The 14,671-nt window shown below is 52.8% G+C and carries 10 protein-coding genes; 5 read left to right on the forward strand and 5 right to left on the reverse strand.

Going from position 1 to position 14,671, the window contains the following annotated elements:
* Positions 1-144 precede the first annotated feature (144 nt).
* Positions 145-2,769 (forward strand): ATP-binding cassette domain-containing protein, encoded by a 2,625-nt coding sequence (locus tag KRAC_RS60965; protein ID WP_052568040.1) that lies wholly within the window; start codon positions 145-147, stop codon positions 2,767-2,769.
* Positions 2,770-3,354: 585 nt separating this feature from the next.
* Complete coding sequence (locus KRAC_RS06710; protein ID WP_007905470.1) at positions 3,355-4,116, forward strand: glucose 1-dehydrogenase; 762 nt, start codon at positions 3,355-3,357, stop codon at positions 4,114-4,116.
* 357 nt (positions 4,117-4,473) lie between these two features.
* On the opposite strand, the gene KRAC_RS78140 is transcribed toward KRAC_RS06710, so the two are convergent.
* On the reverse strand, positions 4,474-5,943 hold the full coding sequence (locus KRAC_RS78140) for a LuxR C-terminal-related transcriptional regulator (RefSeq protein WP_040442035.1): 1,470 nt from the start codon (positions 5,941-5,943) through the stop codon (positions 4,474-4,476).
* 271 nt (positions 5,944-6,214) lie between these two features.
* Here KRAC_RS78140 and KRAC_RS70860 point away from each other — a divergent pair, with 271 nt between their 5' ends.
* Both KRAC_RS70860 and KRAC_RS70865 read left to right on the forward strand, forming a co-directional pair.
* Entirely contained in the window at positions 6,215-6,730 is a 516-nt protein-coding gene (locus tag KRAC_RS70860; protein ID WP_007905169.1) for a helix-turn-helix domain-containing protein, read from the forward strand.
* Complete coding sequence (locus KRAC_RS70865; RefSeq protein ID WP_007905171.1) at positions 6,727-7,344, forward strand: transposase; 618 nt, start codon at positions 6,727-6,729, stop codon at positions 7,342-7,344. Before KRAC_RS70860 ends, KRAC_RS70865 begins: the two co-directional genes overlap by 4 nt.
* 63 nt (positions 7,345-7,407) lie before the next feature.
* Here the strand turns inward: KRAC_RS70865 and KRAC_RS06730 are convergent, their stop codons facing one another.
* The 4 genes from KRAC_RS06730 to KRAC_RS06745 all read right to left on the reverse strand — a co-directional run bounded on the left by KRAC_RS06730 (position 7,408) and on the right by KRAC_RS06745 (position 13,199).
* Positions 7,408-8,859 (reverse strand): RNA-guided endonuclease TnpB family protein, encoded by a 1,452-nt coding sequence (locus tag KRAC_RS06730; RefSeq protein ID WP_040442037.1) that lies wholly within the window; start codon positions 8,857-8,859, stop codon positions 7,408-7,410.
* Positions 8,828-9,436: an IS607 family transposase gene (locus KRAC_RS06735; protein ID WP_007905474.1), complete on the reverse strand. Its 609-nt coding sequence runs from the start codon at positions 9,434-9,436 to the stop codon at positions 8,828-8,830. The genes KRAC_RS06730 and KRAC_RS06735 overlap by 32 nt, the downstream gene beginning before the upstream one ends.
* 63 nt (positions 9,437-9,499) lie before the next feature.
* Entirely contained in the window at positions 9,500-11,050 is a 1,551-nt protein-coding gene (locus KRAC_RS06740) for a winged helix-turn-helix domain-containing protein (protein ID WP_157506334.1), read from the reverse strand.
* A gap of 847 nt (positions 11,051-11,897) precedes the next feature.
* Positions 11,898-13,199 carry an RNA-guided endonuclease InsQ/TnpB family protein gene (locus KRAC_RS06745; RefSeq protein WP_007905476.1) on the reverse strand — a complete coding sequence of 434 codons (1,302 nt, stop codon included), beginning with the start codon at positions 13,197-13,199 and terminating at the stop codon, positions 11,898-11,900.
* Positions 13,200-13,349: 150 nt separating this feature from the next.
* Between KRAC_RS06745 and KRAC_RS06750 the strand changes: the two genes are divergently transcribed.
* The gene (locus KRAC_RS06750; RefSeq protein ID WP_007905479.1) at positions 13,350-14,504 is read left to right on the forward strand and encodes an ISAs1 family transposase; all 1,155 of its coding nucleotides are present in this window, start codon (positions 13,350-13,352) and stop codon (positions 14,502-14,504) included.
* The last annotated feature ends 167 nt before the right edge of the window (positions 14,505-14,671 follow it).

Consider the following 14,671-nt stretch of genomic DNA (forward strand, 5'->3'; position numbering starts at 1 on the left):
GAAGGCAAACTTTTAGGCAAATAGCAGTTATCTATTCAGCTCATCTCAAGTAATACACTTCATTATAATATGTAATAGCAGATACAACATATGATAGCAGGTGTGAAATATGTATACCGCATTATGTGGCTTGAGGGAGAGACGATGGATACTGTAAACGAAACTTTAGCCGTGAATGATGATAATGCTCCTGGTAATCGAACCTTGCTGGCTCGCTTTATTCCAGGGCTGCCCTCTATTGAGATCAGTACCAACGTCGATCGTGAGAAACAGCTCTGTCCGCTCTCACTCACTGCCCCAGAGATCAATATCGGACGTCACCCTTCCAATGAGATCGTAATCAATTGCCCGACCGTCTCTAGCTTCCATGTACAAATCATTCGTGATAATAAGCAATTGACTTTGATCCATCCGCATCCGAAGCGCCATCGCACCTTGAATGGTCTGACCTTTCAGGGCCGTACCATTCAGGGTGATGAACAATTCCACCGAGTATTACAACGCGGCGATATCTTCCGCATCGGCGATGAAAACGGTACCTTTGCATCGCTGATCTATAATGATGGTTCCGGTGAGGAACAGGAACCGGCTCCACAGATGCCGCCTATTCAATTGGGTGAGCCAGTCATTACACTGGGTCGTGAGAGCGATAACCGGGTTGTCCTCCAGCATCCTCAGATCTCGGGCCATCATGCGCGGCTTGAACTGCTACCGGGTGGCAGCTACCGTATTGTCGATCTCAATAGCGCCAATCATATCTATATAAATACTGAGCCCGTCCATACCCACCAGGTTCTGGCGAATGACGATATCATTCGCATCGGTCCCTACAAATTCACGTATAGCGGCAATGAGCTGACTCAGCAGGATGAGAGCCAGGGTATCCGTATCGATGCGATCAATCTGCGTAAAGAGGGGAACAAGCACATTATTCTGCTCGATGATATCTCACTGATCATCCCGCCACGTAAATTCGTTGCCCTGGTCGGTGGTTCCGGTACCGGTAAGTCTACGCTCATGGATGCACTAAACGGTTTGCGCCCTGCACATAGTGGCTCGGTCCTCTATAACGGCCAGGACTACTATGCCAATCTGGCAGCGTTTAGTACACAACTCGGCTATGTTCCGCAAGAAGATATTATCCACCGCGAGCTGACGGTGGAGCGCGCTCTGTACTATGCTGCGAAGCTTCGTCTGCCACAAGACTTCACTGAGGCACAGATCAATGAACGCATTGATGAGGTGCTGGACGATGTTGAGATGCAGTTCCGCCGTGGCCTGCTGGTGAGCAAGCTCTCTGGTGGACAACGGAAACGTGTCTCGATTGCGCTGGAACTGCTGGCTAAACCCAGTATCTTCTTCTTAGATGAGCCAACCTCTGGACTCGATCCCGGTCTGGACCGTAAGATGATGATGCTGTTGCGTAAGCTGGCAGATAAAGGGCATACGATCGTCCTGGTGACGCATGCCACGAATAACATCAATGCTTGTGACTACATCTGCTTCCTCTGCCAGGGTGGTCGGGTCGCCTACTTTGGTCCACCGAATGAGGCCAGAGACTTCTTTGGGAAGGCCGACTTCGCTGAGATCTATAGCGCGCTAGAACCAACCGAGGAGAATCCGGAGATCCCAGCTGAGGCGGAGACCCGATTCAGACAGTCGCCCGATTATCAGAAGTATATAGCGGTCCCGATGCAGCAGCGCCAGAGCCTCGCGAATAGTCAGGAGAATCCCGGTGCGAAGACGCTCAAGCATGCCAGGCACGGCAATCCGTGGAAGCAGTTTATACTGCTGTGTATCCGCTATCTAGAGCTGATCTATAACGATAAAGTAAATCTGGCAATCCTGGTCCTTCAAGCTCCGATCATCGGTGCGCTCCTCTTTGGGCTATCGGTACATGGGATGTTTGACGCGAATCAGATCGCGACCTGCGCGACGCATGTGCAACCGGCAGATGTGCATTCAGCATTGACAACCGATTGCACCTATCTGGTCAATTTCTTGAAGACTCCTCAAGGTCAGCAGTTTGCTGCGAGTAAGAATATGACCGTGGATCAGGTACTGGACGCCGATATTCTACCTGTATCGGGTCAGGACGCACAGAAGATCCTTTTCATTATGGTGTTTGCTTCGATTATGTTTGGCTGTCTGAATGGTGCTCGCGAGCTCGTCAAGGAGGTACCCATATATCGCCGTGAGCGCTCGGTGAACCTGGGCCTGATGCCTTACCTCTGCTCCAAGTTTGTGGTACTGGGCGCCTTTAGCCTGATACAGAGCCTGGTCCTGGTTGGTACAATCGCGCTCTTTACGCCTTATAGTAATAGCGTCTTCTTACCGCCGTTCCTGGAGATCTATATCTCGCTCGCTCTGACCGGTATCGCAGGCTTGATGACGGGACTGCTCATATCTGCACTCGTGCCCAATAACGATCGCGCCATGAGTATCGTCTCCCTGGCGCTGATCCCGCAGGTCATCTTCTCAGGAGCGATCTTTAATCTAGATGAACCGACGTTCCTCCAAATACCCGGCGCCCTCATCGCTGCTCGTTGGGGGATGGGGGCCATGGGTACTACCGCTGGTATTCATGCCAACAAGGTTGATGTTGACAACTTCTCGTTTGTCAGTACGATCTTCTCAAGTGTCAATGGTAATATGCATGCTCAGGCCGTGCAACACCTACTGCTCTGCTGGGGAGTACTGGTAGTTATCAGCGTTGTGCAGGCTCGAATCATCGCCTGGTGTGTCAAGCGGAAAGATATCCGCCGTTAATGTTCTTTGCTCTACTTTATTGGTTATGTTGAGCATATTACCACAAAAAACGGCAAAATAAGCATCAAGTGCAGCTAAAAAAAGGGGCTCCCTTGCTGCCCCAGACCGATTGGTTCTGGCGATCAAGAGACTGCTGGCAAGTGAAATCTTTCGGATCTGGTTCTGTGTCAAGCAATGAAAGGCGCAGATGCCAACTGATGACTAGTGCTTTCCAGTATACTACTTCCAAGAGGTCCCCCTCACGCGGGTTCATACCTGGCTCAGGCGGGGTTGAGGTAACAGCAGAGAATCGTCTCCCTTCCTGCAACTTCTCTGTCTCTCCGAGGACATGCAGGCCAGGGACAAGTCCTGCGTTGCCGTGACGATTGGACATACTCTTCTTGTCGTCTTGCAAAGAACCCGGCCAGGGGAGCGACACCGCGTTTGACGGCAGAGCAGCAAGCCCACATTCCAGCGATGCCGGTAAAAGGAGCATCAACCTATGGATTGTGCCGAGAGGTCTGGAAGAGCAGAAGACTGGCAGTGGCGATCAAACGAGAATGTGGGGTGAACTGTCACCCAACACAGAGAATGAGCGGATAGACGATGGAACATAATTCATACGCAAACAAAGTCGCATTCGTGACCGGAGGCACGTCCGGAATCGGCAAGGCAACCGCAATCGCCTTTGCCGACGCGGGCGCCAAAGTCGTTCTCACCGGACGCCGTGAAAAAGAAGGTGCAGCAGTCGTCGCCGAAATCAAAAAACGCGGTGGCGAGGCGTCTTTTATCCATACCGATGTGACCAAGGAAGCCGACGTGAAGGCAGCCGTGGATTTCACGGTACAAACGTATGGCCGCCTCGATGTGGCGTTCAACAACGCCGGCATTGAGATGGTCGGTTCGCTGGATCAGGTCACGGAGGAACAATACCAAAACACGTTTAACATCAATGTCTGGGGCGTGTTGAGCTCCATGAAGCACGAAGTTGCGGCCATGCAGAAAACGGGCGGCGGCGCGATTGTCAACACCAGCAGTGAGTTCGGGCTTGTGGGTGGGGCTTCTGCCAGCATCTATGTCGGCTCGAAGTTCGCGGTTGAGGGTCTGACCAAGTCAATCGCAGTGGAAGTCGCCAAACAAAACATCCGCGTGAATGCGGTGGCGCCTGGCGCAGTTCAGACCGACATGGTTGATCGTTTTGTTGGCAAGGAAGGCGAGGCCCGCGACGACCTGATCGCCAAGCATCCGATTGGACGTTTCGGCACCAGTGAGGAAATCGCGGCGGCGGTTCTCTACCTTTGTTCGGACGCTGCCACGTTCACCATCGGCAGCACTTTATCGGTTGATGGAGGGTACAGCGCCTGGTAAGGTGTAAATTTGGGAATTCCGTGGCTCATGCCCACTTTGGGGGCAGCGGATAATTGAAGAGTCTTTCCAATCGATTCTCGGAGCACATTTTTGAACGGGAACTATTCGATAAGCTCTTCAATCCCCCAAAGTGGACATGAGCCATAAACCTTCAGGAAGTCTCTGATAAATAACTTACATTCTTTCCTTCTTGCTTATGTCTAAATTTGATGCATTTCCTACGTCTCGTGAGGCCGTATGGATCTTAGCTCTCTGTATTAGCGTATTACCATGAAGATTCCTGGTCTAGATGTGTAGGCCGTGCGGGTGGCGTAAGTTCCTGTCAAGAACGTTTGGCCTCTGATCTTCGAAATGATGCTAAGACATTCGTTCTCTCGCTGGGGAGATCAATCCCAACTCTTGTGCACGAATGACGGCCTCAGTGCGATTCGTCACCTCCAATTTCAGCAAGATATTACTCACATGCCGCTTTACGGTATACACTGTTATCACCAGGCGGTGTGCAATCTCTTGATTGGAGGCTCCTTGCGCAAGCAGGCGAAGGACGTCCAATTCACGCTCACTCAACGGGGAAAGGCTTCCCTCCTGTGCAAGAGAGGGAGCATGCTGCTGCTGTCCATCCTTTCCACCACGAATGCGCTCCTCGCCTTTCTGCTCCTGTAAAAAGGCAGCTCGCAAGGTATCGAGATAAGATGCCTGTTCCGGTAATTGATTCTGCGTTTGCAAGGTCGCAAGGAGCGTCTCGATCAACGCTCCTTCATCCACAAAGCAACGAATATATCCTTCTGGTTCGGCGAGGCGAACAGCTTGTGAGAGCACATCAAGCGCCTGCTCCTCCTGGTGACACAGGTGATAGGCTTGCGCCTGGAGCAGAAGCATCTCAATCACATGGAGAAAGCGCCCACCCTCTCGTGCTTGAGGCACCAGCGGTTCCAAGATGCTCAATGTCGAGATCGGCTGCTGTTGGTGGAGCCAAATACGAGCGCAAGCGACATCTTCACGCTCTCGTGCGAATGGTGAGGGAGATCGCTTCTGATGCACAAGTTGTTCGGCCCAATGCGTGGCGAACGAGAGAGCGCCACGCTTCAGCCAGAAACGCACCTGATCTCCGATGGCAAGCCAGGCTTGCCGATAGGGGTTATGGATCATCAAAGGTTGTCGCATTGCTGCCTGAAAAGAGCCATAGGCTGCGTCCAACTCGCCGCGAGCCAGGTAGATACGCATCAACACCAGGTCCCCCAGCTCCATATAGAGCTCCAACGCTGTTTGCTCACTCACCTGTAATCCCTTCCGGGCGTGATCCAGCGCGGCATTAAGCTGATTCCATTCCCGCAAGATATCGGCTTGACAGGAATACGCCAGCATCATTCCGGAGAATGATATATTGCCCAGTTGCGCTGCTCCATCTATCGCCTGCTGACTCAACTGCCAGGCTTCATGTAAATGCCCCTGCATATGTGAGAAAAAAGCAGCCACGCTCCATATCGTGAGTTGTCCAGGAAAGTTGCCCGCTGCCTGAAAGAACGAACGGGCTTGCAAGACCTGTTGGAACGCCTTATTACTTTGCCCACTGAAGAGCGCTAACTGGGCATTGACATAACTGACAAACCCTCGTATTTCATACTCCTGGTCAGGGAGAAGACGTAACGCCTTCTGTGAAAGCTCTCGCGCCGTCTGCTCTTCTCCGTAGTAACCCACCAGCAAGGCCCTTAAGGCCATAATCTCCCCTTCGATGATCTCCTGCGTTTGCCCTTCCGGAAGCGAATGTTTACCTGGTTCGCCAGGCAGAAGCCCTGGGTGAGACCATGATAGTAGTTTCTCAGCCATATGGAGCCAGCGGTCTGCATCCGACTGACCGCCTAAGAGTAATAATCTCCCATACGCTACGCACAGACATGGGTGTGCCGAGATAACCTGAGATGGTAGCTGTTGCAATCCACGCTTTATACCCAAGCGGTACAGATACCAGATAGTTGATCAAAGCATAACCATCTATTGCAATGATTATCCTTCTCACTTTAACCTACGCCTGTTTACCAAACAGCGGACTAGTGCAATCGTCCAAAAGAAAGTAGGAAAGTAGCCGATATGAGAAGGTATGCAACCCATTTTCATTCGACCACTCACCGAATCCGAGCGAGCCCATATCGAGGCTCACTTACGCTCCGGCTCAGCCTTTGTGCTACGCCGTTGCCAGATCCTTCTGGCTTCAGCCCGTGGAGAGCGAGCCATCGCCATTGCGCGGCAGCTGGGCTGCGACGACCAGACAGTGCGCAATGTGATCAAAGACTTCAACGAGCAGGGGCTCGACGTGCTCAAGAAGGAGTCCTGTCGCCCTCATCGGCTACGCACCAGCATTGCCGACGAGAATCTGCCAGCCTTGCGCGATCTGCTCCATCGCAGCCCGCGCGATTTTGGTATCGAGCGCAATCTCTGGTCTCTCCCACTGGTGGCGCAAATCTGCTTGTCACAAGGACTCGTAGCTGCCCCGACCACTGCTGCCAGTGTCCGCCGCGCGCTCAAGCGCTTGGGCGTCAGTTGGAAACGAGCCAAGCACTGGATTACCAGCCCCGATCCGCAGTATGCACGAAAAAAAAGGCTCGTGACCGCTTGATCGCGTACGCTCAACCCCGCTCTGATTGGGCCATTGGCTTCCTCGACGAGGTCTGGTGGAGCCGATTTGCTCTTCCACGCCTTCACACCTGGCAAGATCCAGAGTACCCAGTCCGTTTGGTTGAGCAATCCTGGCAAAAGAATGACCCTGACCCAAAAGCATTGGCTTGCTATGGTGTCCTCTGGCAAAACGGAACCACGGAGGAACCCGTGCGAGAGCAGATGTGGCTTCGTTTTGTCACAGGACGCCCGGTGAGTGAGATCACCATCCAGTTTCTGGACTGGTGTTGTCAGCAATTGGCCGCACAAGGCAAACGTCAGTGGCTCCTCATCTGGGACAACGCCTCCTGGCATGTGAGTAAGATGGTGCGCACCTGGATCAGAAAACACAACCTCGCTGTCAAACAAACGGACGAAGGGGTACGGATTTTGCCTTTCCAACTGCCCACCAAAAGTCCCTGGCTCAATCCAATTGAGCCCAAGTGGGTCCATGGCAAACGCAATGTGGCCGAAACCAATGGGTTGCTTTCGGCTCACCACCTCGCTGAGCGAGTCTGTGCCTATTATGGGTGTGCATATGAGCCACATTTATCTCTTCCCGAAAAGGTTTCGTAATCTTGCACTAGGCGGGAGGATGCACTACGAGCATCCTATGCACCTCTCTCTACTGAGAGATGCTCACTTGTGAGATGATTCCAGGAACATCTCTGGGGGATCCCAGAAGCTCAACTGGACGGGAGGCCCGGCATCCTGGATCCTCTGCTGATTCTGCTGTTTCCACGCTTCATGCCGCGTCATGAGGAGCGCCTTGACCTCCGAGGTCGAGCGACATGCCGCCAGTTTCCGATCCCCCCAGCGTCCCGCGAGCGTCTGTGCGGCTTTGCGGTCGGCCTGGTCTGCGTAACCACAGACCAGGCACTTGAAGGTTTTCTGGTTCGGCCGATTAGCGCGATCGACATAATGGCAGCGGGGGCATTCCTGAGAGGAATAGGCGGCTCGGACCGTGTGGGCTGCCATGCCCTGTTTGGCGGCGGCCCAGGCCAGCTGCTCTGGGATATGCCCCAGGTGAGAAGCATACAGATAACTGTTCATCACCCTTGCTTTGAAGCGCATCGAGGCCACATTGAGGTCCTCATAAATGAGTCTGGCATCTCGATGATCTTTGACCAACTCATTGACCGCCCGGTTGATCTCTTGCTTGACGTGACGGCTCAAGCGTTGCGACGTTTCAGAACTTGTCGAAGGAAGCTTGCCCTTTGGGACGCCTTTCTTTTCCAGACAGGCTCGCAGTTTCGCCTTGCGGCGACGCTTTTCCCGATCGTGCTTGTGCTGTCGGGCCATCTTGCCATGAAAACTGCCATACGCTTTATTGGTGGAGGTCGTGAGGAAATGGGCAATGCCCACATCGACGCCTACTGTAGGGGCGTCAGGCTTGGTTTGAAGAGGAACGTCCTCGTCAAAGGAGAGCGTCAGCCACCAGACTCCATTGCGCTTGTGAAGTGTTGTGGATGCATTGAGCGTGCGGCCTTCGAGTGCTCGTTTGTGATAGGAGGCGAGTTTGACTGGGACTCGAAGCGGATTCCCGACATCTAAGGTGGACACGCGCAGCCAGTAGTCGAACGTGGAGTCCTCCGACTTCTCGAGCACCACCACGTTGACATTGGCTTGGATGACTGGCACACGCAGCACAGGGAGATCCCATTCGGTCCAGGTCGGTTCGCGGCGTTTGAAGGCGGACATCCGGCCTTCCGCCTGAGCTTTGGCCTGAGCGTAATCAGCCACATCTTCCAGGTACGCCTGATAGGCGTTCGCTCGATTCGTGCGAACGCTTTTGGCAATGCCTGCGGCTTGCTGTATTGCCACTCGATGCAAGCGGTCGGAAAGATCGGTTTTGAAGACGGTTTCTTGGTACTTGTCCGGGCTTGTCTCGGCCTCGCAAAACAGGGTGGTGTACTGTTGGCACAGCGGCAAGTAAACCGCCACAAGCTGATCGAGCGCCTCAAGTTTGCCAGGATTGGCCTCAATGAGACGGATATGGGTCACCGCTCGAGTGATGGTCTGCTTCGTCTTCTTTTTGCGCTTGCGCTTTTTTTTCTCATCAAGCGAGGCTTTTTGGGGCTTCTTGCTCACGGGCGGGTCCATTCTGCTGCAAAGCCGCTAGCACTTGTTCCGTCTTGCGTTTGGCTTGTCTGCGACCATAAAGACGAGCGCAAAACGAGGGAATGATGCTGATAAAATCGCCCATGAGATCATCGTCGGCGGTATCAGCGGTGTTGACGATGACCAGTTTCCGTCCTTGCATAGCCAACAAGGTCTGAATATAGGCCACGCCAAAGCGAGAAGCGCGATCTTTGTGTTCAACCACGATCTGCCCGATTTTGGGATCTGCCAGCAGCGCCAGAAACTTGGGCCGCTGATCGTTGATGCCACTGCCGCACTCTTTGACGACTTTGCTGACCGACCAGCCTTGGGCATTGCACCAGGTCACCAGCCGCTCGGCTTGCCTTTCCAGGTTGTCTTTGTTTTCGCTGCTTGAAACACGAGCATACACAGCGACGGCGTGGACCGGAACCGAGCGAAGCTCTGGCGGATCAATGATCACGGTGCCGGTGGGCAATTGATAGCCGGGAATCTGGCCGCGTTTCCACATACGCCAGGCGCTGTTATAACTGATCCCAATCTTCTTGGCATAACTCGATAACTTCATACATCCAAGTATACTCTATCTGCTTGAGATATGCAAGAGATGATGATACTTTGTAATGGTTGCTTATACAAAATGGATACCTTGCAGCCAAAGTGACTCCATCATATCTGCCGCGTGCTCCCAGGCGCGCGCTTTTATCGCATGATCCAGCGCTTCATGGAGGTTGCCGTGTTCCTCAAACCATTGACCGGCTCGCGCGTGAAGTTCTGTGATATTGATGCTGGGCGTCTGTTCCAAGCGGTAGCGCAACGCTTCTGCAAAAAGCGTTTGGTATCGATACTCCCTGTGCCCAGTATCAAGAGGATCGATAAAGAGATTGGCTTGCTCTAAATACTCTAACATCTTTTGACTGTCTGTCCGTTGCGTCATCTGATTACAGAGGGAGGCGCATAGGAAGTTCACGATAGAGGTCTCGAGCAGGAAGGTTCGTACTGACTCTGGCTGCTGTTGCACCACTTCATCCAGTAAAAAGTTCAGAATATCACGGTTCTGGCGTAGACGTTGGAGGAGGTTCGCTGTATCAGGCTGTCCCTTGAGAGTAAGGGCGGCCAGCCGCAATCCCGCCATCCAGCCCTCAGTGAGGGCTTCCACCTCCTGGATCTCCTCGTTGGTCAGATGTACCTGCATGACCTCGCGCAGGAAAACTGTGGCCTCTTGTAACGTCGCGGAGAGCTGCTCCTCGCGGATTTCCAGTATCTGATCATATGCACGCAGGCGAGCCAGGGGAAATGGTGGATCGACACGGCTGGCAATGACCAGGTGAACGCGAGGAATCCGCTGGTCAAGCAGAGACATCAGGGCCGTGTGAATAGCAGGCTCTGTAATACATTGATAATCGTCCAGGACGAGCAGAAGGTGCTCTTTTCTGTTGGTCAGGGTCTCCATCACGTATTTGAACAACAGCGAATCCTCTGGCATGGATGCCGCCTGGAGACGTGACGACGTCGTCTCTTGATGGTTGTCCTCTAGTTCCATGAGCAAGGTCGTCCACAAGGTCGCGGGATCATTATCCCTTGCTTCAAGACTGATCCAAGCCACATCTGGATTGCCAGGGGGAAGGGTTCGTATCCACGTAGCGAGCAAGGCCGTCTTCCCAAAGCCCGCGGGCGCAGAGACGAGCGTGAGCGCGTGCTTCCACCCTTCATTGAGTTGTGCGATCAGGCGAGGGCGTGGCACCAGTGTTTGTGACACTGGAGGAATCTCACATGGAGAGAGAACGTACTTCCCTTGATCCACCTTCTGAGATGCAGTCTGGCCCGCAGACGGGACTGACATAGGCTGATCCTGGCTAGACAGGACACGAGCCACCTCTTCTAATCGCGGCAAGGTCATCTGATTGGGCAAACCAACGTATTTCCGGGCAAGCCTCTTCCCCACCCGCTGATAGGCAATCCAGTAGAGGTGCTCCCCTGTCCGGGTCTCTTTGCGTGCGGTGAAACGATGCCCATCCCGGCTCTCAAAAGCAAAAGAGGACACTGTTGAGAGCCAATCAGACCACTGCTGGCTCTCGCCATGCATGAGCCATGAAGTCGTGTGTGATCCAGTCTTCTCGCTCACTTGATATGCTCTTGCTTGTGGGTCCCAGGTCACCCGGTGTGCTGCTAACTTTGGCATTGGTGTATCACTCGCTTAAGAGGAAGAGAGAGCCTTGTTCCCAATGGCTGAACGCAACATTTGCTCCACTCTCGTTGCACGCAAACGCTCATTGGGAACACTGCCTTGTTCCCAAAAATCTTCGAGAGGGCAAATACATCGCTTTCAATTTATTCATCATTGGCGTGAGAGCGGGCACCATTCACGGTTCTTCCTACTTCCCACCATACTACCTCTCACAAGAGGCACATTGATCCAAAGTAGCAAAGATGCCCCAATGCTCATTTACTACTTCTGCCGCATGACACCATGCATTCTTGCCATCTATACTATGACCACGCAGAGAGAGAAACAACAGGCCACGAGAGTGTAGACAGCCCTCTCTGGCAGAGCAGACAACAGTATTCAAGAACAATGCCTTTTTTCTTTGGGGTCTGTCTGTTGCTGCTCATTGTACGCGCTTATGCTTCCAGTGAGGAAACGCATGAAGAGATAGATATTGCTTTTTCAAGAAGGGAGAGGGAGCACCCGAACGCACGTTGTCTTTTTCTGTTTTGCCCGGCGCGACCTTGTTACGCTCTTCTGATAGAAGAGACAAGGCAGAAACGCACGAGAACAGGCGCATAAAGCAAGAGGATATAAAAAGGGGAGACTATGACGACAAAAAAACAGTTGCGGGATATTGTTAAGCGATTGGGATTGGTTGATCTGGGTGAAGCTCAATATTACTGGGAAAGGGAGAGAACGCATATGACGACAATGCAAGAATTGCAAGCAATCGTTGAGCAATTGGGATTGGTTGATCTGGGTGAGGCTCAACAGTATTGGGAACAAGGGAACATGGACGAAGACGTCAGATACCCTACGGCTAAAGCCGAGGGCTTGTGTCTGAACTCCACCGCAACTCAGCATACCTTTTCAGGCGTGCTGCTTTGGCTTCATCGTCCGACACATCAGGGCGTACTGACAAGACGCCCGTTCCTATCCAGTCTTGCCGGATAAGAAGCGTTCTCATGGCAATATTCCTAGCACCAACCAGATCGGCATGGAGCATGTACTGACAATTCTTACAGACAAACAGCAAACCATGGTTAGGGCGATTCTCTTTGCAGGTGTGCCCACATTTGGGGCAGGCCTGCGAGGTAGAGTTGGCATCCACCTTGATCGCCATACTTCGATGCAAGAGCGCTTTATAAGCGATCATACTGTGCAACTCTGCAAAGGACCATTTGGAAAAGGCACGATTGGCTTTGCGCTGTTTGGCACTTTTGCCTTTCCGTCGTTTGGTCTGCTCGCGAATATCTGTCAGATGCTCCAGTCCAATCAAGCTTTGAGAATAGTGGGTAACAATCCGTTTACTCACGACATGATTGGCGTTTGCTTTCAACCGTCTCTCTCGTCCACTGATGGCAACGAGCCTTCTCGTTGCAGAACGAGTGCCTTTTTTTTGCAGACGCTTTCTCAGTCGTGCATAGTGGCGTGATTTGGCAACCGTAGAGATGTCAGCATGGAAGGTGCAATTCCCTTGCATTGTCGCCGTGACGGCAAGGTATCGCATCCCCACATCCACGCCAACGACTTGCTTGTGTGTTTCGGGGGTAGGATCAGCCGTCTCCACTTCAAGGGAGACGAGGAGGTAAAACTGCTTCTTGGGCTTGTCATACCAGAGTTTCGATGCACCTATCTCCGCTCCACGCTGGATCAATGCCACGTGCTTATCATAGCCAGTATAGGGAACCTTGACACGTCCCTCAAGAGTGAGGATACTTACCTGCTGCTCTTTCTTGAACGTGTAATCCTTCTTATACTGATAGGTCAGCGTGGGAGAGAGAAACGTAGGAGCCTTATCAAGCCCTTTGTGCCGCTTTTTGGTTTTCTTTGCCTTAAGATGAGCAGCGTTGTTCTTCACCTTTGTCCAGAGAGCTTTATACGTGGCTCCAACTTGGCGAGGAACAGAACAGGCCATTTGTGAGGGGAGATGAAAACGGAGGCGAATCTCATCATAGGTTCCCTCTTGCAAGCGAACAGCATTGCTTATCTTGCCATGTTCAAAGGCATACGTACTGACATAGTTGAGAGCATCACGATACGCCAGTTGCATCGTGCGTAATGCCTTGAACTGCTCGGGCGTTGCATTCAATTTGAGTTTTGCTGTTAGTACCGTTTTCATACTGTACAGTTTATCATATTTTTCAATAGCTTGTCAATAGAGAAGTCGTAGATGACAGGGCGATGTAAAAGTCCCAGAGAGAAGGCAAAAAAGAACTCCCTTGCTACACTGAGAAAAGCAAAGATCTCAACAAGCAAGGAAGGCCGTTGGATGAACTATAACATGCCCCAAGGAGCAAGGGAAGCCGAAGAATGGTTACAGGAAATCGAAGCGATGTCAGTGTATCGAGCCTTTGAGCAAGTGGTTGATGGCCGGCACAAACGGGGAGTGCGCTACAGCGTTGCCCAAATTTTGACGCTGGTCGCGCTGGGCAAACTGGTTGGAATGACAACGCCTGCGGCCATAGCCGAGTGGGTCCGCTTGCGTGCGCAGTGGCTCAAGCAAGTGATAGCCTGGCCACGGCCCAGCTTTCCGTGTGCCTCAACCTACAGCAATGTGTTGCGCACGCTGGACGCCGAGCAGGTGAACCAAGTGCTGGCCCAGTTTATCCTACGGGTTGCGGCCACCAAGCGGTGTGGAGAGGAACCAAGCCGACTGCTGGGGCAAGAAGAGGCAAAAACCCATGTCCATCTCGCTTTAGACGGCAAGACGTTGCGAGGTACGCTCGGACATCACGTTGCAGATCAACAGCCGATGCATCAGGTGGGATTGTATGAGACCCAAACAGGAGTGTTGCTCAAAGAGCAAATTGTGGGCGAGAAGCAAAACGAGTTGAGCATTGTCTCGGAGTTTCTGACTCCGCTGTGGGTGAAAGGACGCATTCTGTCAGCGGATGCGTTGCATACCCAGAAAACGTTTTGCACCACGGTCGATGCCTATGGAGGGTTTTATCTGCTGATCGCCAAGGGCAACCAGCCAACGTTGCGCGACGATCTGCATCTGTTTTTCAGCGAACCGCCAACAGACTGTTGGGATTGGCGGACGGCTCAGACCTTCGGCAAAGGGCATGGACGCCTGGAGCGCCGGGAACTGGTTGCCACAACCGAACTCAATGATTTTCTCTCTTCGAACTGGCCAGGAGTGGCTCAAGTCTTTCGCCTGACTCGCACCATTGAGCGATCGGGGAAGCGTCATCAGGAGGTCGTCTATGGCTTGACGAATCTTTCTCCAGCGCTCGCCACTGCGCGCGGACCTTCTGCGCTTGCAACGAGAGCATTGGGGCATTGGTGCGATCCGTTTCGCCGAAATGAGCGAAAGCTCAAGGATGGCGAGCAAGGAGAAAGCTCCTTGACAACTGATCGAGTGATGTGGGGCGCAATTCCCCATCCTCTGGGTGAAAGAGGAAACGCGGCTCCCTCACGGTAGCGACTGGTCATCAATCCGTGAAGCAGGGAGAAATGCGGAAGAGCCTGGACCTCGACCAGGTGGTCTCCGCTACACAGGTTCCTACGGTTAGCGCAAGCGAACGCTCGATGAACCGTCGTCACAGTGAAAGAGCCAACGCGAGGTAAGAGGCTCTGACCAAAATGGTC

The organism is Ktedonobacter racemifer DSM 44963, from assembly GCF_000178855.1.
Classification (GTDB): domain Bacteria; phylum Chloroflexota; class Ktedonobacteria; order Ktedonobacterales; family Ktedonobacteraceae; genus Ktedonobacter; species Ktedonobacter racemifer.

Excerpts from the sequence above, each read along its gene's own strand:
- KRAC_RS60965 (WP_052568040.1), top strand. The coding sequence starts at position 145 with ATGGATACTGTAAACGAAACTTTAGCCGTGAATGATGATAATGCTCCT.
- KRAC_RS06710 (WP_007905470.1), top strand. The coding sequence starts at position 3,355 with ATGGAACATAATTCATACGCAAACAAAGTCGCATTCGTGACCGGAGGC.
- KRAC_RS78140 (WP_040442035.1), bottom strand. The coding sequence starts at position 5,943 with ATGGCTGAGAAACTACTATCATGGTCTCACCCAGGGCTTCTGCCTGGC.
- KRAC_RS70860 (WP_007905169.1), top strand. The coding sequence starts at position 6,215 with ATGCAACCCATTTTCATTCGACCACTCACCGAATCCGAGCGAGCCCAT.
- KRAC_RS06735 (WP_007905474.1), bottom strand. The coding sequence starts at position 9,436 with ATGAAGTTATCGAGTTATGCCAAGAAGATTGGGATCAGTTATAACAGC.
- KRAC_RS06740 (WP_157506334.1), bottom strand. The coding sequence starts at position 11,050 with ATGCCAAAGTTAGCAGCACACCGGGTGACCTGGGACCCACAAGCAAGA.
- KRAC_RS06745 (WP_007905476.1), bottom strand. The coding sequence starts at position 13,199 with ATGAAAACGGTACTAACAGCAAAACTCAAATTGAATGCAACGCCCGAG.
- KRAC_RS06750 (WP_007905479.1), top strand. The coding sequence starts at position 13,350 with ATGAACTATAACATGCCCCAAGGAGCAAGGGAAGCCGAAGAATGGTTA.